The sequence below is a fragment of the Streptosporangium canum genome (assembly GCF_900113865.1).
GTDB lineage: Bacteria > Actinomycetota > Actinomycetes > Streptosporangiales > Streptosporangiaceae > Streptosporangium > Streptosporangium canum.
In genome coordinates, this window is sequence record NZ_FOQY01000014.1 from 41,635 (window position 1) to 66,029 (window position 24,395).

Annotated in this window: 24 protein-coding genes; 5 read left to right on the plus strand and 19 right to left on the minus strand. The window is 70.9% G+C overall.

Going from position 1 to position 24,395, the window contains the following annotated elements; translation table 11 throughout:
* Nucleotides 1-4: 4 nt before the first annotated feature.
* Complete coding sequence (locus BM085_RS21300; RefSeq protein ID WP_093888716.1) at nucleotides 5-766, minus strand: hypothetical protein; 762 nt, start codon at nucleotides 764-766, stop codon at nucleotides 5-7.
* 210 nt (nucleotides 767-976) lie between these two features.
* Here BM085_RS21300 and BM085_RS21305 point away from each other — a divergent pair, with 210 nt between their 5' ends.
* Nucleotides 977-1,852 (plus strand): DUF6492 family protein, encoded by an 876-nt coding sequence (locus BM085_RS21305; protein ID WP_093888717.1) that lies wholly within the window; start codon nucleotides 977-979, stop codon nucleotides 1,850-1,852.
* A gap of 100 nt (nucleotides 1,853-1,952) precedes the next feature.
* Here BM085_RS21305 and BM085_RS21310 read toward each other — a convergent pair whose 3' ends face one another.
* Entirely contained in the window at nucleotides 1,953-2,879 is a 927-nt protein-coding gene (locus BM085_RS21310; RefSeq protein WP_093888718.1) for a hypothetical protein, read from the minus strand.
* A gap of 226 nt (nucleotides 2,880-3,105) precedes the next feature.
* On the opposite strand from BM085_RS21310, the gene BM085_RS21315 reads away from it, so the two are divergent.
* Nucleotides 3,106-4,299 carry an acyltransferase family protein gene (locus BM085_RS21315; RefSeq protein WP_093888719.1) on the plus strand — a complete coding sequence of 398 codons (1,194 nt, stop codon included), beginning with the start codon at nucleotides 3,106-3,108 and terminating at the stop codon, nucleotides 4,297-4,299.
* A 24-nt stretch (nucleotides 4,300-4,323) separates the two neighbouring features.
* Here BM085_RS21315 and BM085_RS21320 read toward each other — a convergent pair whose 3' ends face one another.
* The 9 genes from BM085_RS21320 to BM085_RS21360 are packed head-to-tail and all read right to left on the minus strand — an operon-like array spanning nucleotide 4,324 to nucleotide 13,893.
* Nucleotides 4,324-5,220 (minus strand): phytanoyl-CoA dioxygenase family protein, encoded by an 897-nt coding sequence (locus BM085_RS21320; protein ID WP_093888720.1) that lies wholly within the window; start codon nucleotides 5,218-5,220, stop codon nucleotides 4,324-4,326.
* A 58-nt stretch (nucleotides 5,221-5,278) separates the two neighbouring features.
* Complete coding sequence (locus BM085_RS21325) at nucleotides 5,279-6,199, minus strand: glycosyltransferase family 2 protein (RefSeq protein WP_093888721.1); 921 nt, start codon at nucleotides 6,197-6,199, stop codon at nucleotides 5,279-5,281.
* Between the two features lie 17 nt (nucleotides 6,200-6,216).
* The gene (locus tag BM085_RS21330) at nucleotides 6,217-7,743 is read right to left on the minus strand and encodes an oligosaccharide flippase family protein (RefSeq protein ID WP_093888722.1); all 1,527 of its coding nucleotides are present in this window, start codon (nucleotides 7,741-7,743) and stop codon (nucleotides 6,217-6,219) included.
* 60 nt (nucleotides 7,744-7,803) lie between these two features.
* Nucleotides 7,804-8,868, minus strand: coding sequence for a hypothetical protein (locus BM085_RS21335; protein ID WP_093888723.1), 1,065 nt, complete (start codon nucleotides 8,866-8,868; stop codon nucleotides 7,804-7,806).
* The gene (locus tag BM085_RS21340; protein ID WP_093888724.1) at nucleotides 8,865-10,154 is read right to left on the minus strand and encodes a DUF4910 domain-containing protein; all 1,290 of its coding nucleotides are present in this window, start codon (nucleotides 10,152-10,154) and stop codon (nucleotides 8,865-8,867) included. The genes BM085_RS21335 and BM085_RS21340 overlap by 4 nt, the downstream gene beginning before the upstream one ends.
* On the minus strand, nucleotides 10,144-11,187 hold the full coding sequence (locus BM085_RS21345; protein WP_093888725.1) for an NAD-dependent epimerase/dehydratase family protein: 1,044 nt from the start codon (nucleotides 11,185-11,187) through the stop codon (nucleotides 10,144-10,146). Before BM085_RS21345 ends, BM085_RS21340 begins: the two co-directional genes overlap by 11 nt.
* 5 nt (nucleotides 11,188-11,192) lie before the next feature.
* Nucleotides 11,193-11,870: a PIG-L deacetylase family protein gene (locus BM085_RS21350; RefSeq protein WP_218158788.1), complete on the minus strand. Its 678-nt coding sequence runs from the start codon at nucleotides 11,868-11,870 to the stop codon at nucleotides 11,193-11,195.
* Nucleotides 11,867-12,661 (minus strand): sugar phosphate nucleotidyltransferase, encoded by a 795-nt coding sequence (locus BM085_RS21355; RefSeq protein ID WP_012887405.1) that lies wholly within the window; start codon nucleotides 12,659-12,661, stop codon nucleotides 11,867-11,869. The genes BM085_RS21350 and BM085_RS21355 overlap by 4 nt, the downstream gene beginning before the upstream one ends.
* Entirely contained in the window at nucleotides 12,658-13,893 is a 1,236-nt protein-coding gene (locus BM085_RS21360) for a class I SAM-dependent methyltransferase (protein WP_093888726.1), read from the minus strand. Before BM085_RS21360 ends, BM085_RS21355 begins: the two co-directional genes overlap by 4 nt.
* A 131-nt stretch (nucleotides 13,894-14,024) precedes the next feature.
* Here BM085_RS21360 and rfbC point away from each other — a divergent pair, with 131 nt between their 5' ends.
* Nucleotides 14,025-14,675, plus strand: a complete 651-nt coding sequence (gene rfbC, locus BM085_RS21365; protein ID WP_093888727.1) for a dTDP-4-dehydrorhamnose 3,5-epimerase — start codon at nucleotides 14,025-14,027, stop codon at nucleotides 14,673-14,675.
* On the opposite strand, the gene rfbD is transcribed toward rfbC, so the two are convergent.
* The 8 genes from rfbD to BM085_RS21405 all read right to left on the minus strand — a co-directional run bounded on the left by rfbD (nucleotide 14,665) and on the right by BM085_RS21405 (nucleotide 21,818).
* Nucleotides 14,665-15,522 carry a dTDP-4-dehydrorhamnose reductase gene (gene rfbD / locus BM085_RS21370; protein WP_093888728.1) on the minus strand — a complete coding sequence of 286 codons (858 nt, stop codon included), beginning with the start codon at nucleotides 15,520-15,522 and terminating at the stop codon, nucleotides 14,665-14,667. The genes rfbC and rfbD overlap by 11 nt on opposite strands.
* Nucleotides 15,519-16,529: a dTDP-glucose 4,6-dehydratase gene (rfbB, locus tag BM085_RS21375; RefSeq protein WP_093888729.1), complete on the minus strand. Its 1,011-nt coding sequence runs from the start codon at nucleotides 16,527-16,529 to the stop codon at nucleotides 15,519-15,521. The genes rfbD and rfbB overlap by 4 nt, the downstream gene beginning before the upstream one ends.
* Entirely contained in the window at nucleotides 16,526-17,593 is a 1,068-nt protein-coding gene (locus tag BM085_RS21380; protein ID WP_093888730.1) for a glucose-1-phosphate thymidylyltransferase, read from the minus strand. The genes rfbB and BM085_RS21380 overlap by 4 nt, the downstream gene beginning before the upstream one ends.
* A 2-nt stretch (nucleotides 17,594-17,595) precedes the next feature.
* Nucleotides 17,596-19,050, minus strand: a complete 1,455-nt coding sequence (locus BM085_RS21385; RefSeq protein WP_093888731.1) for a sugar transferase — start codon at nucleotides 19,048-19,050, stop codon at nucleotides 17,596-17,598.
* A gap of 243 nt (nucleotides 19,051-19,293) precedes the next feature.
* Nucleotides 19,294-19,638, minus strand: coding sequence for a hypothetical protein (locus BM085_RS21390; RefSeq protein WP_012887398.1), 345 nt, complete (start codon nucleotides 19,636-19,638; stop codon nucleotides 19,294-19,296).
* 245 nt (nucleotides 19,639-19,883) lie between these two features.
* The gene (locus BM085_RS21395; protein ID WP_093888732.1) at nucleotides 19,884-20,507 is read right to left on the minus strand and encodes a GntR family transcriptional regulator; all 624 of its coding nucleotides are present in this window, start codon (nucleotides 20,505-20,507) and stop codon (nucleotides 19,884-19,886) included.
* Entirely contained in the window at nucleotides 20,504-21,376 is an 873-nt protein-coding gene (locus BM085_RS21400; protein WP_093888733.1) for a DMT family transporter, read from the minus strand. Before BM085_RS21400 ends, BM085_RS21395 begins: the two co-directional genes overlap by 4 nt.
* 100 nt (nucleotides 21,377-21,476) lie before the next feature.
* Entirely contained in the window at nucleotides 21,477-21,818 is a 342-nt protein-coding gene (locus tag BM085_RS21405; RefSeq protein WP_093888734.1) for a hypothetical protein, read from the minus strand.
* A gap of 241 nt (nucleotides 21,819-22,059) precedes the next feature.
* On the opposite strand from BM085_RS21405, the gene BM085_RS21410 reads away from it, so the two are divergent.
* A complete protein-coding gene (locus BM085_RS21410) occupies nucleotides 22,060-24,042 on the plus strand; it encodes a sensor histidine kinase (protein ID WP_177245197.1) in 1,983 nt (660 codons plus the stop codon).
* Nucleotides 24,039-24,395: a DUF742 domain-containing protein gene (locus BM085_RS21415; RefSeq protein ID WP_093888736.1), complete on the plus strand. Its 357-nt coding sequence runs from the start codon at nucleotides 24,039-24,041 to the stop codon at nucleotides 24,393-24,395. The genes BM085_RS21410 and BM085_RS21415 overlap by 4 nt, the downstream gene beginning before the upstream one ends.

Below are 24,395 nucleotides of genomic sequence, written 5' to 3' on the forward strand. Positions count from 1 at the left end.
GGGGTCAGTGCCTCGCAACCGGGCCGTCGGCGTGCGCCCGGCCGTTGAGGGCGGCCCGGTCCGGCAGGGGCCGCTCGCCCGGCGTGTCGGCGGGGTCCGGGGCGCCGGCCTGGCGACGGGCCTTCCGTCTCTGGAAGAAGCTCTCGGCCATGAACGAGGCGCACAGGCTCGCCACGACGCCCACGCCCATCGCCGCCGCGACCGCGCGCAGCTTCCGGCCCCGCTGCGCCATCGGGGTGGTCGGCGGCACCGCCTCGTAGGTGGTGATGTAGGTCGCCATGGGAGCCCGCACCGCCTTCTGCCGGTGATCGAGCTCGGCCTTCGCCCGGACGATGACCCGCTTCACGATGTCCTGCGCGGCCGCCGCGGAGGAGGCCTCGCCCTCGATGAACAGGAACGGTCCAGTGGCGAGCGACTCCAGGTTGTTGCCGCCGTTGGTCACCCTGAAGGCGAAGTCCCCGCCGTCCCTCACGCCGAGCTCGGCCGCCATGTCCGACGTCCCCATCGCCGCGATGAGGATCGAGGCGGAGATGCTCAGCCCGTGATCGAAGTTGAGCATGGGGTTGGTCAGGCCGTTGGGGATGTCCGGGTTGGTCGGCAGGCTCCCGCCGGTGGTCGGCGTGGTCAGGATGAGGACGGCGCTGGAGGTGTAGGTCGTCATGACCGTCGAGTAGATGCCGCCGGCGGCGGTGAGGGACAGCGCGAATATCGGCAGGAAGATGTACCAGCGGCGGAATACGACGAGGACCGTTCCCCAGAAGTCCATGCGTTTCCTCCCCGAACCGAACGGCGGGCGACCGCACAGAAGCCCGCTAATGGTCATCGCCCGGACCTGGGCGGGGCGTTACTCGGAATGGGAGCTCGGAATGGGACCGAGGTTGCCTCGAACGCCTGCCGTAACGGTCCAACCGGTGTGACGATACTGATTGCGGGTGTTTCGTGACCATCGATTCCGCATGACTGGAGCCCACTGTCCATGACCGAGCTTGCCGTCATCACACCGAGCCACGGGCCCGACGCGGAGCTGTTCGCCGATCTTCACCGTTCGGTCCTGGAATACACCTCGGACGAGACCGTACACCATGTGATCATCTCTCCGGTGTGGACGGACATCTTCGCCAAGTACGCCGGTCCGCGCTGCCGCATATGGACTTACCAGGAGCTTCTCCCGAAGTACTACTTCCGCCTGGCGCCCTACCCCCTGTGGGTCAACGCCCGCAGGCCGTGGCCTCCGGTCCGGGGCTGGGTCATGCAGCAGACGCTCAAGATCGCTCTCGCCGCCCGGCTCGACGTGGACGCCGTGATGATCGCCGACTCCGACGTGGTGCTGGTCCGCCCGACCACCGTGGAGAGCTTCACCGCCGGCGGGCGGCTGTGCCTGCACCGCGAGGAGAAGGGGGTGACCGCGGACATGGACCGGCACGTCCTGTGGCACCAGGTCTCCCGCGAGCTGCTCGGCCTTCCCCCGGCGCCGCCGCCCCCGCTGACCGACTACGTGACCGCGCTGAACTTCTGGGTCCCCGCCACCGTCCGCGCCATGCAGCGGCGGGTGAGCGAGACCACCGGGCGGCACTGGATGGACGCCTTCAACTCCCGCCTGCACATCTCGGAGTTCATGCTCTACGGCGTGTTCGTCGACGAGGTCCTGGGCGAGTCCGCGGAGCCTCCGCCCTCGAACACCACGATCTGCCACAAGAACTGGCAGCGGACCCCGCTGGACCGTGAGGGGGCCATCGCGTTCGCCGACCGGCTGGGCCCGGAGGCGGTGGCGATGATGATCTCGGCGAAGTCGGAGACGCCCTGGGACGTACGGCGGGCCGCCATCGAACGGTGCGCCCAGATCACCGGATGACGCGGGCCGCCGGTGAACGGTGCGCCCCACCGGATGACGCGGGCCGCCGGCGATGCGCCCGGCCCTTCGGTGGCCGGAGGGCGGCCGCCGGAGGGCCCGCTCACTTCTCGTGGTCGTCCCGGCCGCTGGTGCGCATGAACACGATGGTGTCGCCGGCGTCGTCGTCCCGATGTGTGAACGGCTCGTTCTCGATCACGACGACGAGCGGCTCAGGGTCGTCGTGGAACGGTCCTTCCGCGGCCTCCCGCGTGTCCATCCGCGGGTAGGCGGTCAACGGGTCGGCGCCCGCCCCGGTGCCGGAGAACGCGGCGGCCCCGGAGGCGCCCTCCTGCGGCCCGCCGCCCCCCTCGGAGGGACGCGCGGGATCGGCGGACCGCCCGCCCTGCCGCATCTGGGTCATGGCGTAGGCGATGCCGATGCCGACCAGGAACACGAGGAACAGGGTCCCGCCGGCGGCCGTCAGCTTCCCCGAGAGCTTGGCCTCGGGGGTGGAGGAGGGCACCACGTCGACGATCGATATGAAGGTGGAGCGCGGGGCCTTGAGCGCCTGCTGGCGGTCGGTCAGCTCCCGCCGGACGCGCTGCTTCGCCTTGACCACCACCTCCTGGGCGGTGGCGGCGGACCGGCTCTGGACCTCCACGTAGACGAACGGCCCGTTGGTGCTGATGCCCAGCAGGTTCGGGTTGGTGCGGCCGTCGTTGATCGTGATCTCGGTGGTGCCGTTCGGCAGCACGCCCAGCTCGGCCGCGACCTCGGGGGCGTTCATGGAGAGGATGAGGATGCCGGCCGTGACCCGGAGACCGTCGCTGAACTGAAGCAGCGGGTTGGTCAGCCCGAGGGGCTTGGTCGGGTCGGACGGGAGCGTTCCACCGGTCGCGGGGGTGGTGAGCACCATGGACGCGGTGGACACGTAGGTGGTGGGCATCAGGAAGAAGACCAGGGTGGCCGCGGCGAGCGCGAGCACGGCCAGGGGAGGGCCGATGAGTCTACGCTTGACGAGCCCGAATATGGCCTTCCAGAAGTCCATATTTATCCGCCCCTAATTTATGACGGGGCACCGCCACCCCCCGCGACAATACAATTACCCATCGGGAAGCAGAGACCTCCCGTTACATCGGCCGGGCACGGAGCCGGACCGCTCGACATTCCCTCATCGGATGTTACGTCTGGTGACCATACAGCGATAGACCCGTCGATAGGCCAAAAAGGGGAGACGCGACAGCCCCTACCAGTCCGAGACGGGGTTTTAGCGGATGAAATCACCCGAAAGGGATGTTCAGCCTGGCCCGGCCGACGGTCCGGAGCGGGCGGCCGGCGGCCGCGGCCGGCTGGCGGGACTGGACGGGATCCGCGGCGTCGCGGCCCTGTTCGTCATGGTTCACCACTGCTGGCTGATGGCCTTTCCCGGATACCCGGCCAACACCGGCCCCAGCTGGCTCGGCTGGCTGCTCTACGGACACTTCGCGGTGGTCGTGTTCATCGTCCTGTCGGGCTTCTCCCTGGCCGTCTCCCCCGCGCGGTCGCAATGGCGGCTGGGCGGCATGGGCCGGTTCGCCCAGCGCCGCGCCTGGCGCATCCTGCCGCCCTACTGGGCCGCCCTGGCGTTCAGCCTGCTGATCGCGTGGACCCTGGTCGCCCAGCCGGGAGAGGGACCGCCCACGGCCAAGTCGGTGGCCGTCTACGGCCTGCTGCTCCAGGACCTCTTCGGCGCGCCGAGTCCCAACGGCGCCTTCTGGTCCATCGCCATCGAGGCCCAGCTCTACCTGGTCTTCCCGCTTCTGCTGCTGATCCTGCGCAGGGCGGGCGCGGCCGTGATGCTCGGGATCGTCACCGCGCTCGTGGCGGCGATCGGCCTGCTCGCGCCCGGTGTGCCCGCCGTGGGCATGCTGATGCGGCTGACGCCCCAGTTCGCCGTGCTGTTCGCGGTGGGCGTGGTCGCCGCGGGCGTCATCGCCGCGGACGGACGCGTACGGCGGCTGCCCTGGCACTGGCTGGCGCCGCTCGCCGCCGTCCCGGTGCTCGTGGTGATCGTCGTGCAGGGCTCGGTCTGGACGGTGAAGCACTACTTCTGGGTCGACATCGCGCTCGGCCCCGCGGTGGGCCTGCTGCTGGCCGGAGTGGCGACGGGCCGGCCGGCGGCCCTGGTCCGGCTGCTGGACCTGCGGCCGATCCGGAGTCTCGGCTCCTTCTCCTACACGCTCTACCTGATCCACGCTCCGATCGTCGTGGCGATCTACCAGCTGATCGTCGCGCCGCGCGTGCCCGCGGGCCTGCCCGCGTTCCTGACCGCCCTCGTGCTGGCCGTACCGGTGGCCCTGCTGACGGCCCGGGCGTTCGCGGCGGTCTTCGAGCTCCCGTTCCAGCGTCACCGCGGCTGGCCCGCGCTGCGCGAGGCGGCACGGGCCAGGCTGTCACGGATGCGCGCGGCCATACGCCCCGCGCCGTAGGCGGCGGACGTACGGCCGGGGCCGTCAGCTCACCCGGGCCAGTGCCTCGGCCTCGTACTCCAGCGCCAGTCGCTCCGGCATCGGGTCGAGGTCGGAGCAGCGCACGAAGTCGCGCAGGGTCGTGCCCGTGCACGCCGCGTCCACGTTCGCCGCGCCCCGGCGGGCGCGCACGTCGTCGATGTTCACGGTCCGGAAGTCGATGCTGAAGCGGGTCCTGCCCGAGGTGTTGGGGACCGTCGAATGCAGCTGCGCGCCGGAGAACAGCATCACCCCGCCCGGCTCGGGCACCACCCGCACCTGCGGATCGAGCTCGACCGGCTCCTCGGGCCTGGGCTGCTCCCTGGTGTCGCTGCGCACGTGCCGGGCCGCGCTGAGCCGGCTGGTCCGGTTCCACTCGGCGTAGTCGTAGCGCGCGCTTCCGTTGCGCACGGGGCGGTCGAAGTACTGGGGGTGGAAGGCCATCACGTTCTCCGGCACCACCGGGTAGATCGGGATCCACCAGTTGAGCTGGTTGAACGGGGCGGAGTACCAGCAGTCGCGGTGCGGGTGGAAGGCGTAGGAGATGCCGGAGGTGAGGTAGTCGTCGGAGGTGGAGGTGCGCAGCCGGGGGACGTCGAAGTAGGTCCGGTCGAGCGAGCAGCCGAGCTCCTCCAGCACGGCCGGCAGCAGTTCCTTGCACCGGGGGTGGTGGATGAACCTCGGCTTGAGGCCGGCGAGCAGGGCCGCGAACTCCTCGACCGGCATGTCGAACTGGGCGGTCTGCGGGTCGTGGTCGCCGAACGCCTCGGCGATCAGCCGCTGGGCGAGGCCGACGAGCTCCTTGGAGGCCGGCGTCGCGGAGTAGGTGAACACCTTCCCCTCGTAGAGCAGGCCGCGCCGGGTGTCGTCGTCCACCACGCTGTTGGAAAAGACGGTGGTCATCCTGAACGCTCTCCTTCTTCGCGACGGGTGCGACTCGCGCGCACACGGTGATTCATGATCAGCTTCCGGCCGCCGAGCGCCCGGAGGACCGGCCGGGCAGGAGCAGCCCGGTGCCCAGCCGCGCGAGCTTGCGGCTGCGGTGGGACACGGTCCGCCACTGGCGGCGGGCGTACATCCGGTGCGCGGCGGCACGCGCGCGGCCGCGCTGCTCCCCGGTGAGGTCGGCCGCACCCAGCCAGCGCAGGATCTCGCGGTACTGCAGGGTGGAGGAGAAGTGCGCCTGCCAGGCGGGCACGCCGAGGCGGCGTCCGACCACCCCGATGCGCTCGTGCTTCCAGTTGCGGCGGGCCAGCACCTCTGGCACGTGCCCCCACGGCCCGGCCAGCGCGAGCTTCGCCGCGAACACCTCGTCCTCGCGGAGCATGTTGCGCCGGGGAATGCCGACGACGGCGGCGCGGCGCATCAGGCCGTACAGGGGGTCGATCAGCAGGTGACTCTCGTTGAGCATGCGCAGCATCTCGGCGAACCGCTCGACCGGGTCGTCGGACAGCAGCCCGGTGCCCTCGTAGACCCCGGTCCGGTCCGTCCCGTCGGGGTCGGAGTAGGACACCTGCGTGGTGACCAGGATGAGCCGCTCGTCCTCGGCGAAGGCGCGCAGGGACCGGGAGACGCACTCGGGGGCCAGCCAGTCGTCGTCGCCGACCCAGCGGAAGAACGTCCCCCGGGCGATCCGCCCCGCGTGGATGAAGTTGTTGAGCAGCCCCACGTTCTCCGGCTGCCGGTGATAGGTGATCCGGCTGTCGGAGTGCGCCAGCTCCCGGCAGAACTCCTCGGTGTCGTCGGTGGAGGCGTTGTCGCAGATCACCAGCTCGATGTTCTCGTGGTCCTGCGCCAGCACCGACCTGGCCACACCCTCCAGCCTCGCGGCGCCGTTGCGCACGGGCAGCCCGACGGACACCAGCGTGTCGGTTCCAAGCATCCGGTTTCCCTCTCCAGTCAGCGGGAGCGTGCGGGGATCAGCTCGGTCACCCGGCCGCCCAGCTGCCTGAGCACGGCCTGCGGCACGACGACGAGGATGAAGGCGAGCAGTCCCGTGCCGCCCGCCACGCACAGTTGGACCAGCGGAACGCCGTGGACGACCTGGGCCAGCGACGTCATGACGGCCGCCGCGAGCACGCCGCCGAGCAGCGGGCGCACCAGGGCGGAGGCGATCGGGGCGAGGACCACTCCCGCTCTGTGCAGGGCGAGCGTCGCCAGCGGCAGCGCGACCAGGACGGCGACCACCGCGTGCCCGATCGCCGCGCCCCGGATGCCGTCCACGCGTGCGCCGGTCGTCAGCGCGGGCACCAGCGCCACCGCCCAGCCCAGGTTGAGCCAGACGGTGGCCTTGGTGGCGCCGAGAGAGGCCAGGACGTCGAACGCCAGGGCGGTCAGCATCCGCACGGTCATCACGATCGCCAGGAAACGCAGCACCTCGGCGGAGGGGGCCCAGCGTTCGCCGTACAGGAAGACCACCAGCGCGGGGGCGAGCGTGCCCATCACCACCGCGATCGGCAGCACGATGGACAGCAGCAGCGGGACCGCCCGCTGCACGCCCAGCGACAGCGACTTCGGATCCTCCTCCGCCAGCCGCGAGAAGCTGGGCAGGGCGACATAGCGCACGGCCGTGCCGATCAGGCCGGGCACCCAGCTGGAGATGTTGAACGCGAGCAGGTAGAGGCCGAGCAGGGTGGGCCCGAGGGCGTTGCCGACGATGACGGAGTCGGCGTTGAGCAGCACGCCCTCGATGCCGAGGCTCACGCACAGCGGCAGCCCGAAGACCAGCAGCCGCCTGGCGACCGCGCGGTCGAGGCCGAACCGGATCCGCAGCCGCGCGAAGGCGACCACCAGCACCCCGGTGACCGAGGCGCCCGCGAGCTGGCCCCAGGCGAAGCTGAAGGCGCCGGCGCCCCCGGCGGCGAGCGAGATGGAGACCGTGGCGTTGACCAGGAAGCCCACCAGGTTGGCCTTGGTGAGCTTGTCCTGCTCGAACCTGCGCAGCAGCGCCGCGCTGCGCACGGCGGTCAGGCCGTAGACGACGTTGGTGGCCGCGAGCACCCGGATCACCCAGGTGGCCTCCTCGCTGCCGGACAGCTGCGCGAAGTACGGCGCGATCATCCAGAAGATCCCGTACAGGACGCCGCTGGAGGTGATGGCCACGACCGTAGCCGTGGGCGCCATCTCCTCAAGTCTGCCCCGCCACTGCACGGTCGCCGCGATGATGCCGGCGTCGTTGATGTGGATGACCATCTGGCTCGCCGCCAGCGCGATGGCGAAGACGCCGAAGTCCTCCGGTACCAGCAGGCGGGCGAGGACCAGGCTCATGGCGAACGAGCCGGCCTTCATCACCAGGTTGCCCAGCAGGCTCCAGCGCAGCCCGCGACCGGCCTGGCGGCCGATCTCCCCGACCTGGGAGGTGGCCGCGGCCGGCTCCGCGGGGTCCGCGTCGGCCGTCGCCGGCTCCGCGCCCTGTCTGTCTTCCATCTCTTACCTTTCACAGTTCACCCCCGGACCGGCACCGCCGCAGTCGGTGCCCTGATCCGGTCAGGCGGGCTCCTCGACCCGTTCCAGCCAGATCTCTCGCCAGAACGGGATGAACTCCCGGGGGCAGCTGACGGTGTACGCACCCGCGCAGACGATGCCCTCCAGGACGATGCAGGCGGTCTTCATCTGGAGCATCCGGCCGGTCCTCTCGTCGATGCACCGATCGACGCGCGAGAGCACCCGTGCCGTCTGCCCGCAGTAGCGCGACATCTCCTCCTCGAACCCCATCCCGCGGTTGAGCAGGTCCTGGTTGAGGGTTTCGACGATCTCCTCCTTGGACTTGATCCGGACGAGTTCTCCCGGCTGGAGGTCGAGGGTGACGCTCGGTGTCGCGCCGACGAGCCGGCCCTTGACGAAGCCCCACCTGAGGCCCCCCTTGATCTGCAGCCAGCTTGGCAGCACCCGCCCGCTCCGGTCCTGAAAGCGGTTGAAAAGTCCGACGAGAAGGGCGCGGAGCGCGAAGAACGCGCCCGCGTTGCCGGTGCGCACGTCCGTGACGTACTGCCGGACGTCCTTGAGCGGCAGGCAGGTGGGCGCGGCCCGCAGCAGTTCGGTGGCCTGGCAGGAGAAGCGCTCCTCCCCGTCGGGGCCGGGCTCCTTCCTGGCGGCGACCTCCAGGATCGGCAGGAGGCGGCGGCCCGCCGCGAGGCCGCCCGATCCCCCGGACGCCCCGGACGCCGCGGATTCCCCGGAGGCCGCCGGGGCGGGCGCCTCGGGGGCGCCGGGGTCCACCCGCTTGAGCCAGGCCTCCTTCCAGTACATCAGGCAGGCCGTCTGGCAGCCGCCGTGCGCCTGCCCGTCGCAGCGCGCCCCGGTCAGGTGCACGGCACGTTCCATCCGCCGCATGCCGGTACGGCTGATCGTGTCGCAGAGCTTGTAGGCCACCTTGTGCACGGTGAGCCGCCGCCCGCAGAAGGCGAGCATCTCCGGCATGAAGGGCAGCTCGTCCAGCTCGCCCCTCTCGTCCAGGGTGGCCTGGATCTCGGCCTCGCTGAGGACCTCCACCACCTCGCCGACCCGGAGGTTGAGCACCCCGGAACCCGTGACGGTCTGAACCTGCGTCATTTCCCCTTCTCCTTGACGAGTCCCGCACCACGCAGGGCTTGTGCCGCATCCGCCACGGTGGCGAAGGGCAGGTCGGACCGTTCCGCGATGTCCAGCAGGCTGTGCTCTCCGTCGGAGAGGTTCAGCACCCACAACATCGCCATCTGCGCCTGCTTGGTGTCGCTGCGTCCACCCAGCGAGCCGTACAGGCCCCGCCTGCCGAGCTGTGGCTCGCCGTACGGGCTGAGGTTGAGATAGCGGTGGTTGCGCTCCAGCACCCGCGTGATCTCCCAGCAGGTCTCCAGGGTGTCCGTCATCGCTTCGGGCGAGACGAAGCCCGGGTTGTCCGCCGAGGTGTGGTACTCCGGGTAACCGGCGTACGGCGTGCGGGTCAGGGAGCCGACCGGCAGGTCGAAACCGGGTGAGCAGAACTGCCGCTCGTCGTAGCCGTACGGGGAGAAGTCCACGATCTCGTGCTCGCGCCCCGAGGTCCGCAGGACGTGCCGCACCACCCGGTCGATCTCCGCGTCCCCCCGCCTGCTGCGCTTGTAGGTCAGCGCGCCGCCGTCTCCCGCGCAGGCCAGCACGAGCCCGTGCTTGACCCTTGCGACGCGCTCCCGGTTGCGCGCCAGCCAGGTGATCGCGCCGATCGTGCCGGGCATGAACAGGAAGCGGTAGGTGTACCACGGGTCGGACTCGGCCAGCCGCCGCGCGAGCCTGGTCGCCACCGCGATGCCCGCCAGGTTGTCGTTGGCCAGCGAGGGGTGGCACACGTGGCAGGAGACGAGCACCTCGTCGGGGACCCGGCCGGGCACCACGTGCTCGCCGTAGGTCAGGTGGCCGTCGGCCAGGGTCGAGTCGATCCGGACCTCGTAGTCGCCCTCCGGCAGGCCGGCCAGGGTGTTCTCCCGCAGGCAGAACCCCCAGGTCTCCGCGTAGTAGCTGGTCCGGTAGGGGATCAGGTCGGGCTGGTCGGGCAGGGTGTGCAGGTGGCCGCGGAGCTCCTCCAGGGACATGGTGGCCGACACCGGGACGCTGTAGCCGACCACGTGGAGGTTGGACTCCGCGAAGTCGACCACCCGGGCGCCCGAGGCGTCCTTGATGTAGGCGTCACGGATGTTCCACTCCCTGGGCACGGTCCAGTCGAGGACCTCGGTCCCCGTCGGCACCTCATGGATCCGCAGGGGCACGGACTCCCCGACGATCTCCAGAGTGCGGCGCACCCCGTCGCCGGTGATGCTCCGGCACAGCGGGTAGAGCCGCTCGACCAGGGCGTGCATCTCACGCCCCACGGTCTCAGTCGTCACCTGCGGCCACCTCGTGCGGTCGCAACGCGTCGTCGACGCTGCCCTCGGCGCGCCGGGCCGACAGCCGCGCGAGCCTGGTGAACCGGTGCTGGAAGTCCCGCTCGGTCAGGCCGAACCGCCGGTAGGCCTCGACCAGCTCGACCGCGCCCTCCTTGACCGTCCAGTGCGCCTGGTAGCCGGGCAGCGCGGCGCGGATGCGGGAGAAGTCCACCCGGTAGGAGCGCGGGTCCGCCCCGGCCTCACCGGTGATCACCAGTTCGGAGCCGGGCACCGCCTCGACGACCTCGGCGGCGATCTCCGCCACGGTCACGTTGTTCTGCTCGGTGCCCACGTTGAACGCCCTGGCGTGCACGGCCTCGCGGGGAGCGGCCAGGGCCAGGACGAAGGCGCTCGCGATGTCCCGGGCGTGCACCAGCGGCCGCCACGGGGTGCCGTCGGACAGCACCCGGACCTCGCCCGTGAGCAGCGCGTGCCCGACGAGGTTGTTCAGCACGATGTCGGCGCGCGGCCGGGGCGAGAACCCGAACGCGGTGGCGTTGCGCAGGAAGACCGGGGTGAAGTCGTCGTCGGCCAGCTTGGCCAGGTCGTCCTCGACCCGGACCTTGGACTCGGCGTAGGGGGTCACCGGGCGCAGCGGCGCGTCCTCGCCGACCAGGTCGCCGCCGCCGGAGGCGCCGTAGACCGAGCAGGTGGAGGCGTACAGGAACCGGCGCACGCCCGCCTCGCGGGCCAGCCGGGCCAGGTGCGCCGAGGCGTGGTGGTTGATGTCGTAGGTGAGCTGGGGCGCCAACGAGCCGAGCGGGTCGTTGGACAGCGCGGCGAGGTGCACCACGGCGTCCATCCCCGCCAGCTCGGCGGCGGTGACGTCCCGCAGGTCGACCGTGTGGCCCGGGGGGTCGTCGGGCACGGGGCCCAGGACGCAGTCGGCGAAGAGCCCGGAGTCCAGGCCGATCACCTCGTGGCCCGCCTCGGCGAGCATCGGGGCCATCACACTTCCCAGGTAACCCTGGTGCCCGGTCAGCAGCACGCGCATCCGGTTCATCCTCCAGCCAGATCGATGGTCAGTTTGTTGACGTGGAACGCCTCCGCGTAGCGCGCGTGGCACTCGATTCCGCGGATGCGGGCCAGCCCGAGGAACGCCTCGCGGTCATACCAGGGCCGTCGCCGTTGTGAGGGGTAGTGCTGTTGGAGCAGGGTCACCTTCGCCTCGGCCACCTCGGCGGCGAGCGGCTGGTAGACCTGCGGCCGTCCGAGGTCGCCGTCCCACTTGACGATCTCGTAGCCGAGCACCTGGTGGTCGCGGAAGGCGGTGGGCACCAGCCGCGCCAGCCCCCGGTGGTCCTGGTGGGCGTCTGCGGGGTGCGGCGCGAACAGCAGATCGGGGTCGGACCGCGCGCGCAGCTCCTCCACGGCGGCCTTCGCCTCCTCCCAGTGCGCGGGCAGCCGTCCGTCGGGCAGCTTCAGCACGGTGAGCCGCAGGTCGGCGCCGGGGCAGAAGGCGGCCAGCGCCGCGTGCTCCTCGTCCTCCCGCTCGGTGCCGCCGCCGGAGAGCACCAGCGCGTCCACCCGCAGGCCGGGACGTGCCGAGCAGACGGTCAGCAGGCTGCCGCCCGCGCCGATGGCGAGGTCGTCGCAGTGGGCGGCGAGCAGCGCGACGCTCCCCATCCCGCCGTTCCCGGTCGTCCCGTCCGCCCCGGCCGGCCGAAATCCGATCATGCGGTCCGCACCGCCGGTCCGCGTTCCCACAGCGCCCACGGCCGCTCGCCCCGCGAGTACGCCTCGTCGAGGGCGACCCGCTCCTTGACCGTGTCGGTCGGCCGCCAGTAGCCGCGGTGGGGGTAGGCGAGCATCCGGCCGCGCTTGGCCAGCTCGGCGCAGCCGTCCGCGACGAGGTCGCCTCCCGGCGGGATGTGGTCGAAGACCTCCTGGCGGAGCACGAAGTATCCGCCGTTCACCCAGAGCGGCATCTCACTGACCGGCGTGATGCCGCCGACCATCCCGTGCTCGCCGAGCTCGACGCAGTGGAAGGTGTCCGACGGCGGGACGACCATCATGGAGGCTCCCGCGTCGGACGCGGCGAAGCGATCGATGATCTCCGGCAGCGGCGCGTCGGTGAGCACGTCGGCGTAGTTGGCCAGGAACATCTCCTCGCCGTCGAGGTGGTCGCGGACCCGGCGCAGCCGCTCGCCGATCGGTGACTCGATCCCCGTCTGCACGAAGGAGATCGACCACTCGGAGATGTCGGCGGACAGCAGCTCGATCCTGCCTCCGCGCAGGACGAAGTCGTTGGAGGTGGTCTCCTGGTAGTTCAGGAAGAAGTCCTTGATGTGGTGCGCCCCGTAGCCGAGGCAGAGGATGAACTCCGTGTGCCCGAAGTGCGCGTAGTAGCGCATCACATGCCAGATGAGAGGGCGGGGGCCCACGAGCTGCATGGGCTTGGGCGCGTCACCGGGGGTGCCGGTGCGCATCCGCGTTCCGTACCCGCCGCAGAAGAGCACGACCTTCACGGGTTCACCTCGACGATCTCCAGACGGGGGATGGGGAAGACCAGCCGGCCTCCCCAGTCATGGACGAAGGACAGCTGGGCGGTGAGCTCCTCGCGGAGGTTCCACGGCAGGACCAGCACGTAGTCGGGCCGGTCCTCGGCGATCCGCTCGGGCGGCAGGACCGGGATCCGCGCGCCGGGGGTGAACCTGCCGTGCTTGTAGGGGTTGCGGTCCACCGTGTACTGCAGCAGGTCCGCGCGGACCCCGCAGTGGTTGAGCAGCGTGTTGCCCTTGCCCGGCGCGCCGTAGCCGACCACCGTCCTGCCCTGCTCGGCGGCCTCGACGAGGAACCTCAGCAGGTCCCGCCGGACGCCGGCCACCCGGGCGGCGAACTCGGTGTATCCGGCCAGCTCGTGCAGGCCCGCCGCCTTCTCCGCGGCGAGCACCCGGTCCACCCGCTCGCCCGGCTCGCCGGCCACCTCCTGCGGCCGCGCCCACAGGCGGATCGAGCCTCCGTGGGTCGGCAGCAGCTCGACGTCCACGAGGGACAGCCCGCCGGAGGCCAGGGCGCGTTGCGCGGAGGCGACCGTGTAGTACTGGAAGTGCTCGTGGTAGATCGTGTCGTACTGGTTGTGCTCCATCAGGGTGAGCAGGTGCTGCACCTCGATGGAGACCCACCCGTCGTCGGCCACGAGCGCGCGCAGGCCCTTGGTGAACCCGATGACGTCGGGGATGTGGGCGTAGACGTTGTTGGCCGCCACGAGGTCGGCGGGCCCGTGCTCCGCGCGCACCGCGGCGCCGGTCTCCGGGCCGAGGAACGCCGTGACCGTCGGCACGCCCCGCTCCCTGGCCGCCTCGCCGACGTTCTTCGACGGCTCGACGCCCAGGCACCGGATCCCCCGCCCGACCACGTGCTGCAGCAGGTATCCGTCGTTGCTGGCCACCTCGACCACGAACGAGCCCTCGTCCAGCCCCAGCCGCTCGACCGCCCCGTCCACGTACTCCCGCGCGTGCTCCACCCAGGAGGTCGAGTAGGACGAGAAGTAGGCGTACTCGGTGAAGGTGTCCTCCGGCGTGATCAGCGGCGGGATCTGCGCCAGCCAGCAGCCGGTGCACACCTTCAGGTGCAGCGGGTAGGTGACCTCGGGCTCGTCGAGCTGCTCAGCGGTGAGGAACCGCTCGCAGGGCGGTGTCGCGCCGAGGTCGACGACGCTGGCGAGGCTCGTGGAGCCGCACAGCCGGCAGGTTGTCATCAATACGCTCCCTCGCCGCGGAACGCGGCTCGACCGTTCTCCGTCAAGATCATTTCATCGAGCGCGAACCCTAGGATTTCGCCCGATTCTTTGGCGGTGTTACACCGTTCCGCTGTGGCATGCTTCGGCCCATGGAACCCCTCAGCATCGACGGAACCTGGTGTCATACACCGCGCATCCACGCTGATCCCCGTGGATCGTTCCTGGAGAGCTACCGTGCCGCCGACCTGGAGGAATCCGTCGGTCACCGGCTGGACCTCGCCCAGGTCAACTGCTCGGTCTCCAGGCGGGGCGTCCTGCGGGGCATCCATTTCGCCGACGTGCCGCCCGGCCAGGCCAAGTACGTCACGTGCGTCTCCGGGGCCGTCCTCGACGTCGTCGTGGACATCCGGGTCGGCTCGCCCACCTTCGGCCGCTGGGAGAGCGTCCTGCTGGACGACGAGTCCCGGCGCGGGCTCTACGTCGCCGAGGGGCTGGGCCACGGGTTCCTGACGCTCAGCGAGCAGGCCACGGTCGTCTACCTGTGCTCGCGGCCCTTCGCCCCCGCGCGCGAGCACGGGATCCACCCGCTCGACCCGGACCTGGGGATCGGCTGGCCGGCCGGCGTGGAGCCGATCCTGTCGGACAAGGACGCCGCCGCCCCCACCCTCAAGGAGGCCCTGGACGCGGGCCTGCTGCCGGACCACGGCGCATGCGCGGCCCACTACGCCGACCTCGCCGCATCCGGCCGCGACCGGGACCCCGCCGCCCGCGCCCCGGGCCGCGCCGCGCCTAGCCTCTGACAAGGACATCGGATCCCCGCAACGCCTCTCGCCAGTCCCGCATCGGCGGCAGTCCCGCCCGGCTCCAGCGCTCGTGTCCCAGCACGCTGTAGGCCGGCCGCGGCGCGGGACGCGCGAACTCCTTGGTGGAGACCGGAGTGATCCGGTCCGGGTCCGCGCCGACCAGCTCGAAGATCTCCCGCGCGAAGCCGTACCAGCTCGTCTGGCCGGCGCCGGTGGCGTGGTAGACGCCCGGCGGCGGCCCGGTGCGGCCCAGCTCGATGATCCCGGCGGCCAGGTCGCCGGCCCAGGTGGGCGGGCCGACCTGATCGTCGACGACGTCCAGGGACGGCCGGGTCCTCTCCAGGTCCGCCATCGTCCGGACGAAGTTCTTCCCGGTCGCGCCGTACAGCCAGGCGGTCCGCACGACGTAGCCGGTCTCGGGCAGCACCTCCAGCACGGCCCGCTCGCCGGCGAGCTTGGTGCGCCCGTAGGCGTTGACCGGGCAGGTCCGCGCGTCCTCCCGGTAGGGGTCCAGCGCGGTCCCGTCGAAGACGTAGTCCGTGGAGGGCTGGATCAGCCGCGCGCCGAGCCGCTCGCACGCCTCGGCCAGCGCCCGCACCCCGTGGCCGTTGACGGCGAGCGCCTCGGCCTCGTGGGTCTCGGCGTCGTCCACCGCCGTCCACGCCGCGCAGTTCACCACGGTGTCCGGCCGGCAGGCCGACACCAGATGCCGTACGGCGGGCCCGTCGCGGAGGTCGAGCTCGTCCCTGCGCAGGGCGAGGACGGACTCCCCGGCGGCCTGCAGGCGGCCCAGCAGCTCGGTCGCGAGCATGCCGGAAGCCCCGGTGATCAACCACCGGCTCATGCGATCTTCCCACCTGTCTGCTCGACGCCCACGGTCGCGAGCCCCGCGCCCGCGCTGTCCCCGCCGCGACGATCCGTGGCGGCCTCCCACCAGTCCGGGTTGTCGGCGTACCAGCGGACGGTCTCCGCCAGGCCCTGCTCGAACGGGACGGCCGGCCGGTAGCCGAGGGCACGCAGCCGGGAGTCGTCCAGGGAGTAGCGGCGGTCGTGCCCCTTGCGGTCCTCGACGTGCTCGACCATGTCCCAGCCGGCGCCGCAGGCCGCCAGCAGCCGGGCGGTCAGCTCGGTGTTGGTCAGCTCCGCCGTACCGGCGATGTGGTAGACCTCGCCCGGCTCGCCCCGCTCGGCCACGAGCCGGATGCCCGCGCAGTGGTCGGCGACGTGGATCCAGTCCCTGACGTTGCCGCCGTCACCGTAGAGCGGGACCTTGCGTCCCCGCAGGAGGTTGGTGACGAAGAGCGGGATCACCTTCTCCGGATACTGGTGGGGCCCGTAGTTGTTGCCGCAGCGCGTGATGGAGACCGGCAGGCCGTGGGTGACCGCGTAGGCGAGGGCGATCATGTCGCCGCCCGCCTTGGCCGCGGCGTACGGCGAGCGCGGCCGCACCGGCGCGTCCTCCTTCCAGGAGCCGGTGTCGATCGACCCGTAGACCTCGTCGGTGGAGACCTGGACCACCCGGCGGGTGCCCGCGTCGAGGCACGCCTGCATCAGGGTCTGCGTGCCGAGCACGTTGGTCCGCACGAACTCCCCGGCGCCGTCGATGGAGCGATCCACGTGGGACTCGGCCGCGAAGTTGACGACGACCTCGTGGCCCGGCACCACCTCGGCCAGGAGCCCGGCGTCGCAGATGTCGCCGTGCACGAACTCGTGGGCGGCGCCCGCCAGGTTCGCCCGGTTCCCGGCATAGGTGAGCTTGTCGAGAACAGTCACGGCGACGCCGTCCGCGCCGAGCGTGCGGACGTAGTGGGAGCCGATGAACCCGGCCCCACCGATGACCAAGATCTTCATGAGCTGATCTGAACCTTGCTGTGATCGCCCAGCACGAGACGGTGGGCTCTGGGGGTGTTGGGGGCCGGGGTGACCTCGACGTCGTGGCCGATGAGCGAGGCCTCGATCCGGGACACCCCGGAGATCGAGGAGCGGGGCAGCACGATCGAGTATTCGATCTCGCTGCCGCTGACCAAGCAGTCGGCGGCGATGGAGGTGAAGGGGCCGACGTAGCTGTCCAGGACCCGGGCCCCGGCGCCGATGATCGCCGGGCCGACGATGCGGGAGCGCTCGACCACGGCGCCCGGCTCGACGACCACCCTGCCGATCAGCTCGCTGGCGCCGTCCACCCGGCCGTCGACACGACCGTCCAGGGACTCCAGGACCAGCCTGTTGACCTCCAGCATGTCGGTGACGTTCCCGGTGTCCTTCCAGTAGCCGGATATGACGGTGGACTCGACCTCGTGCCCCTCCTGGATCAGCCACTGGATCGCGTCGGTGATCTCCAGCTCGCCCCGCCACGACGGCTTCAGCTCGGCCACCGCCTCGTGGATCGCGGGGGTGAACAGGTAGACGCCGACGAGGGCCAGGTCGCTCTTGGGGTCGGCCGGCTTCTCCTCCAGCCCGACCACGCGCCCCCCGGCGTCGAGCTCCGCGACGCCGAACTGGCGGGGGTCGCCGACCCGGGTGAGCATGATCTGGGCGGACGGCCGGTCGTGGACGAACCGGTCGACGATGCCGTTGATGCCACCGAGGATGAAGTTGTCGCCGAGATACATGACGAAGTCGTCGTCACCCAGGTAGTCGCGGGCGATCAGCACCGCGTGGGCGAGCCCGAGCGGGGCCTGCTGGCGGATGTAGGTCACCTGCAGGCCGAGCGCGGAGCCGTCGCCGACGGCGGCCTCGATCTCGGCCTGCGTGTCGCCCACGACGATCCCGATCTCCCGGATGCCGGCCGCGGCGATGGCCTCGAGCCCGTAGAACAGGACGGGCTTGTTGGCCACCGGGACGAGTTGCTTGGCGGAGGTGTGGGTGATCGGCCTCAGCCGAGTGCCCGACCCCCCGGCGAGCACGAGTGCTTTCACGGCTAGTAGGCCCCTTCTCCGCCGGTGACGGCGCTCCAGGTTTTCCAGAGGATCTGCAGGTCCAGGAAGAGTGACCAGTTCTCGACGTAGCGCAGGTCCAGGCGGACCGACTCCTCCCACGTCAGGTCGGAGCGGCCGCTGACCTGCCACAGACCGGTCATGCCGGGCTTGACGACCAGGCGGCGGCGCACGTCCTCGCCGTACTGCTTGACCTCTTCGGGCAGCGGGGGCCGCGGCCCGACCAGCGACATCTCCCCGCGGAGCACGTTGAGCAGCTGCGGCAGCTCGTCGAGGGAGTAACGGCGGAGGAAGGCTCCCACACGGGTGATCCGTGGATCGTTCCTCATTTTGAAGAGCACGCCGTCGAACTCGTTGTGCCGCTGGAGGTCCGTCTTGAGCCGTTCCGCGTCGTTGACCATGGTGCGGAACTTCACGACGTTGAACTCCCGGCCGCCCCTGCCGACTCTGACCTGCCGGAACAGGGCCGGGCCCGTGCTGGTCGTGCGGATCAGCAGGGTGATGACCAGCATGGGGACGGACAGCACCAGCAGGGCCAGGCCCGCGCCGACCCGGTCGAACAGGTTCTTGGCGAGGTGCTTGGCGCCGTCGAACTCGGGATGCTCGACGTGGAGCAGCGGCATCCCGGCCACCGGGCGGATGCTGATGCGCGGGCCCGCCACGTCCATGAGCGCGGGCGCCACGAACAGGTCGGTGCGGGCGTCCTCCAGGCCCCAGGCGAGCCGGCGCAGTGCCGCGCCGTCCAGTTCGGGGCAGGCCAGGATGGCGACGGTGTCGGCGTTGACCTCGGCCACCACGTCGGGGACGTCGCCGAAGCCCCCGAGGACCGGGACCCCGTCGATGTCCAGGCCCTCGGAGCCCGACGGCAGGCACGCGGCGACCACCGTCATGCCGTGGTGCGGTTGCCTCCGCAGCTGCATCACCAGATCGAGCACCGACTCCCGGTGCCCGACGACGACCACCTGGCGCATGTACTCCCCGAAGGAGCGCCGCCGGTGGAGCCGTTTCCGCATCCGGTACCGGAAAACGATCGTGAGAATGAGGGCGAGAGGGAACATCGCCATTACGAAACTACGAGCAATAGTTGTCTGCGTGGCATAAGCCCCGATCGCGACAGCAGCGGTCAAACCAACCCCGCCGTCGAAAACCGCCCGAAACTCCTCCGTCCCCTCACCATGCGCACGCTTGCGGTAAGCGCCTCCCACCGCCAGGGAGAACGGCCACGCCAGGGCGAGTCCGAGCCCCAGAAGCGCCTCCGTCCCCGGAATGTAGGCGCCGAACCAGAGGCGGACCCCCAGGACCGCCTCGCAGGCGACCACCGCGCACGCGAGGTCCCCGGCCAGCAGAATCCTCGCGTAGGACCGCGTCCAGATGCTCGGAGCGGCGCGTACCGAACTGCCGAGGAGCGCGACAGCGGGCTCCTGTGTCCCCACCCTCATACCCCACCCCACCCAGATGCCCCAGCGTTAACAGATAACGAGACGCCCGCCTCGTTTCATTGGTTGACAGATTTCTCTAATGCATCAGGAGCGTGGATACCCATGGAAATCCTAGTGATCAAGATTTGGCAGGGGAATACTGGCCTCTGTCCACTACTGGCCTAAGTGGGGCAGACGGAACATCTTGACGGAACGGTCCAAACATGTAGGTTTGCCGCTTCTGATCCGTCCGGAGACAAGGAATTAGTCGTACTCGAAATCCGGCAGGGGGGACGGGGGCTCAGGGCTGCGCCAGACGACGACATAGTCGTCGCGGGCGGCGTCGACCGCCTCGCCGAGCCGGTCGAGGTCGAAATCCGGAAGGTAGCGGAGACGGGCCAGGAAAGCGGTATCGGTGGCCGACTGGGGAACCACGCACCCCTGGCCGTCACGATCGAGGAGTATGTACAGGATGTCCGGGTCACCCACGACGCGCACCTCGACGACGTCCTCCCACGCGAGGGCGTCAACGCTGCCGTCCGCGTAGTGGCGGGTCACGCCTTCTTCGGTGACATACACGTAGGAGTCCGGCACTGAATTGCCGTGCATGGCCGCGATTGTGACGACTCCAGGGCATCCGGTGCAAGAGAAGCGCGCAAGTCGGGCGACCGGCGCGGGCACGCGAACCGCCCCGCTACCGCCCACTCCGGCAGCGCCCCAGGCACGTGATCGCCGCCCGCCCCCGGACCGCCGCTACCTCACGTCCTGACCACGCCCCAGGCACATCCCGGACCGCCGCTACCTCACGTCCTGACCGCGCCCCGGGCACATGACCGCCGCCCGCCCCCGTACGGCTACTCCGCGCCCCAGCCGTGATCCAGGTGCGCGGCCACGGCCCGTCTCGCCGTCTCCACCGGCCCCCGGCCGATCGCGTCGAGCAGGTCCCGGTGCTCGGACACCAGCACGTCCCGGTCGGCGTAGACGGCGCGCAGGCGTACCAGGCCGAGGCGGGTCTCGGCGGCCAGCGTGGCGTAGAGCCGCTCCAGCCGGGGACTGCCCACCGCGACGATCAGCGCCTGGTGCAGCGCCATGTGCTCGGCCACCACGTCGGACCAGGGGGCGTCACCGGGCAGCCCGGCCATCCGCACCAGCGCCCCGTCCGCCTCCTCCACCCGCCGCCCGGCCAGGGAGGTGGCCATCAGGTCCTCCAGCGGGCGCCGCACGAACATCAGGTCGTCCAGATCGGCCAGGGTCACCTCGGCCACCTGGGCGCTGCGGTGCCGTTCGCGTCTGAGCAGCCCCTCGTGCACGAGCACGGCCAGCGCCTCCCGGACGGTCGGCCGGGCCACGCCGTACAGGGCGGAGAGCTCCTGTTCCGGCAGCGGGGTGCCCGGCGGCATCTCGCCGGACAGGACCCGGCGGCGCAGGGCGTCGGCGAGGGCGCTGACGGCGGAGACGGGGCGGAGCGGAATGGTCACGCCGACGACTCTATTGCCGCGGCTCGGCCCTGGCGGCTGGACCACCGTTCGGGAAGGGCCACCACGACCAGGCTCGCGCCGAGCAGCACCAGCCCCGCGGCCGAGACGAGCGTGAGTTGTTCGCCGAGAACCACGACGCCGAGCAGGGCGGCGACCGCGGGCTCGGCGAGCGCGAGGGTGGCGGCGGTCGCGACAGGGGTGGTGCGCAGTCCTCTGCCGTACAGGATGTAGGCCAGTGCGGTGGTGGCGCAGCCGAGGTAGAGGGCGGTGAGCAGGCCGCGCGGCTCGGCGAGCCAGGCGGTGCCCGTCCACAGCAGGACCGGGAGCATCACGACCGCGGCCCCGCCGAACATGGCGCCCATCACCGCGTCGGAGGAGGCTCCCGTACCGATCACCCGGGCCGCCGTCACCGCGTAGAACGCGTAGAGCAGGCCGCCGAGCAGCGCGAGCAGGATCCCGTCCAGCCGCGCCTGGCCGCCCCCGCCGGTGAGTACGGCGCAGCCCGCGATCGCCACCGCGGTCGCCCCGGCCCAGCGCCGGGTGGGGGGCACCCGGTCCAGTGCCCAGGAGAGCAGGCCGGTGAAGACGGGGCCGCTGCCGATGGCGACCACGGTGCCGACGGCCACGCCGGTCCGGCTGACCGCGGCGAAGAAACAGAGCTGGTAGGCGGCCACGGCCACCGCGGCCGGCAGGAGCAGGGCCGGGCGCGGCAGGGACCGGACGGCCGGGCCCACGGCGACCGCGAGCACCAGCCCGCCGATCACCAGGCGGGCAGCGGCCAGGGAGATCGGGTCGACGCCGGCGACGAGCAGTCCGGCGGTGCCCGCGGTGCCCCAGAGCACGGCGGCACCCACGACGGCGAGCTTCATCCCCAAATTGTCTGACAACTAGACAACTCAGTCAAGCCGAGGGGGTAACGAAGGTCCAGCTCAGGGCATGCGAAGGAGATCCGGCCTCGGGCCGCCGGGCCTACAGGGCGATCCGCGCCGTGCTCGCCGAGGCCGTCGGCGACGACGCCCCGGGGGAGGCCTTCCTGTCGGTCCTCTTCCTGACCGACTGAGCCGTGGCCACGCAGTGAGCGCACAGGGCCCCGCCCCGCCCCTCCGCACAGGTGCAGTACCAGCGCAGGACGCCGTCGACGACCCGGAACTCCACATACGCGGCGCCGTCGTCCACCTCCGCGGTGATCAGTGACGGGCTGAACCTGACGAGCTGTACCGCCCCCGACCTCTCCAGCTCGCCGCCGTGCGCCAGAGCCGCCTCCGCCGCACGGTCAGCCTCCAGCCCGATCAGTTCCGCGATCTGCTTCATGAGCACATCCCCCCTCTCTCTGGAAGACGTGCCCCGGGCGGCGTTGGTTCGCAGTAGCCCGAAAGCTACAAATCCTTTCTTGATATGAATCACCCGCATCTCTGGTCGTCGATGATCCGCGTTGCTAGGGTTTCGCCACTGTTAACCGCACATATCTGTAGTGCGAGGTATTATGGTCGGCCGCAACCACTCGATCAGGGTCAAAATTTTCACCCTCCTTATAGTGCCGATTGTCTCTCTTGTGGCGATTTGGGCATTTGCGGCGACCCTCACCCTCCAGAGCGGCCAGGAACTGCTCCGGGCCGGCGAGGGATACGAACGCGGCGTCCTCCCCACCCGGGCGGTGACCACCGCGATCCAGCACGAACGGCTGCTGTCCCTGTCCGTCCTGGGCGGCTCGACGATCTCGCGCACCGAACTCGACGCCCAGCGGATCCGGACGAACACCGCCCGGGCGGATCTGGAGCGGCTGGCCCCCACCCTCCGGGAGGGCACGGCCCCGGCCGTGCGGGACCGCCTGGTCAAGCTCCTGAGCTCGCTGGAGCGGCTCACCGAGATCCGGAGCGAGGTGGACACCCGCACCGCCGGCCAGACGCAGACCCTCGACGCCTACAACGCGATCGTCGGGGCCGCCTTCGAGGTCTACGACAAGATCCGGCTGTCCTCGGACATCGACCTGAACGACCAGACCCGCGCCGTCGTCCTGATGGGCCGCAGCCGCGAGATGCTCAGCCAGCAGGCCGCGCTGATCGCCGGCGCCGTGGCCGAGGGCAGCATGAGCACCGACGAGCGCGCCAAGTTCAGCGAGCTGGCCACCGGCCGCAGGCTGCTCTACTCCATGGGCTTCAACCAGTTCGACGAGGAGTTCCAGGAGCTCTACCGGAGCCTGCAGAACTCCGGCGCCTACGCCTCGTTCGAGCGGATCGAGAAGGCCGTCACCACGGCGGGCAGGCCCGCCCCCTCCTGGGCGACGGTCGCGGCGAAGGTCTCCGACACCTTCGACGACCTCGGCGGAGACGTCAGCAAGGGCATCAGCGACCGGTCCGGGCCGCTGGCCAACGGCATCCTGCTCCAGATCGGCATCGCCGGCGGGCTCGGCCTGATCGCGGTCGCGATGTCCATCTTCGTCTCGGTGCGGTTCGGCCGCCGGATAGGCACCGAGCTCGTCGGCCTCCAGCAGGCGGCCCTCGACCTGGCCCACAGCCGGCTGCCGGACGTCGTCGAGCGGCTCCGCCGGGGCGAGGACGTCTGCTCCGAGGCCCAGGAGCTGAACTACGGCACCACCACCGAGATCGTGAACGTCGGCAAGGCGTTCTCCTCCGTCCAGCGGACCGCCGTCGAGGCCGCCGCCGGCCAGGCCCAGATGCGCAAGAGCGTCAACAAGGTCTTCGTGAACCTGGCCAGGCGCAGCCAGTCGCTCCTGCACCGGCAGCTCTCCATGCTGGAGGCGATGGAACAGCGGGCCAGCGACCCGGAGACCCTCGACGACCTGTTCGGCCTGGACCACCTGACCACCCGCATGCGCCGCCACTCCGAGGGCCTGATCATCCTGTCCGGCGCGGTCCCCGGCCGGGGCTGGCGGACACCGGTCACGATCTACGACGTGGTCCGCGCCGCCGTCGAGGAGGTCGAGGACTACCAGCGCGTGACGGTGAACGTGCCGCAGGGGCCCGCGGTGGTCGGCACGGTCGTGACCGACGTGATCCACCTCGTGGCCGAGCTGGTGGAGAACGCCGCCATCTTCTCGCCCCCGCACACCACGGTGAACATCCAGGGCGAGATGGTGGCCAGGGGCTACGCCATCGAGGTGGAGGACCGCGGGCTCGGCATCTCCCCGGACGAGATGGCCCAGCTCAACCGGCGGCTGGCCGACCCACCGGAGTTCGACCTGGCCGACAGCGACCGGCTCGGCCTGTTCGTCGTGACGCAGCTCGCCGCCCGGCACGGCATCCGCGTCTCGCTGCGCCCCTCCCCCTTCGGCGGCACCACGGCGATCGTGCTCCTGCCCGGCGAGCTGGTGGTCGCGACGCCCGACCGCCAGGCCGCCTACTCGGCCGAGGTCGAGTGGGTCACCACCGGCAGCGGTCTGCCCAAGCGCGTACGGCAGGCCGTGCCCGAGCGGCGGACCGTATCGGCTGAGGCGGCGGAGCGGGCCCCGAGCAGTGTGATGACGTCGTTCCGCGACGGATGGCGCCGTGCGGAACAGGAAAGTGGGGCGGAATGACGGAACGCTGGCTTGACCAGGACGCCGGACCCATCGTCCGTCCGTACACGCTCACCCGCGGCCGGACCCGGGCCGCCGGTGCCCGGTTCGACCTGATCGCCATCGTGGTGGCGATCAGGACCCCGCCGCAGGACCTGCCTCCCGAACACACTCAGATCATGAAGGCCTGCCGCCTGCCGGTCTCGGTCGCCGAGATGGCCTCGGAGACCGGCATGCCGATCGGGGTGATCCGGGTGCTCCTCGGCGACCTGCGCGACTCCGGCCTGATCACCGTCCGGCTCCCGGTGAACGACGTCGCGCTCCCCCAGGAGAGCGTGCTGCGCGACGTGCTCGCCGGACTCAAGGCGCTGTAG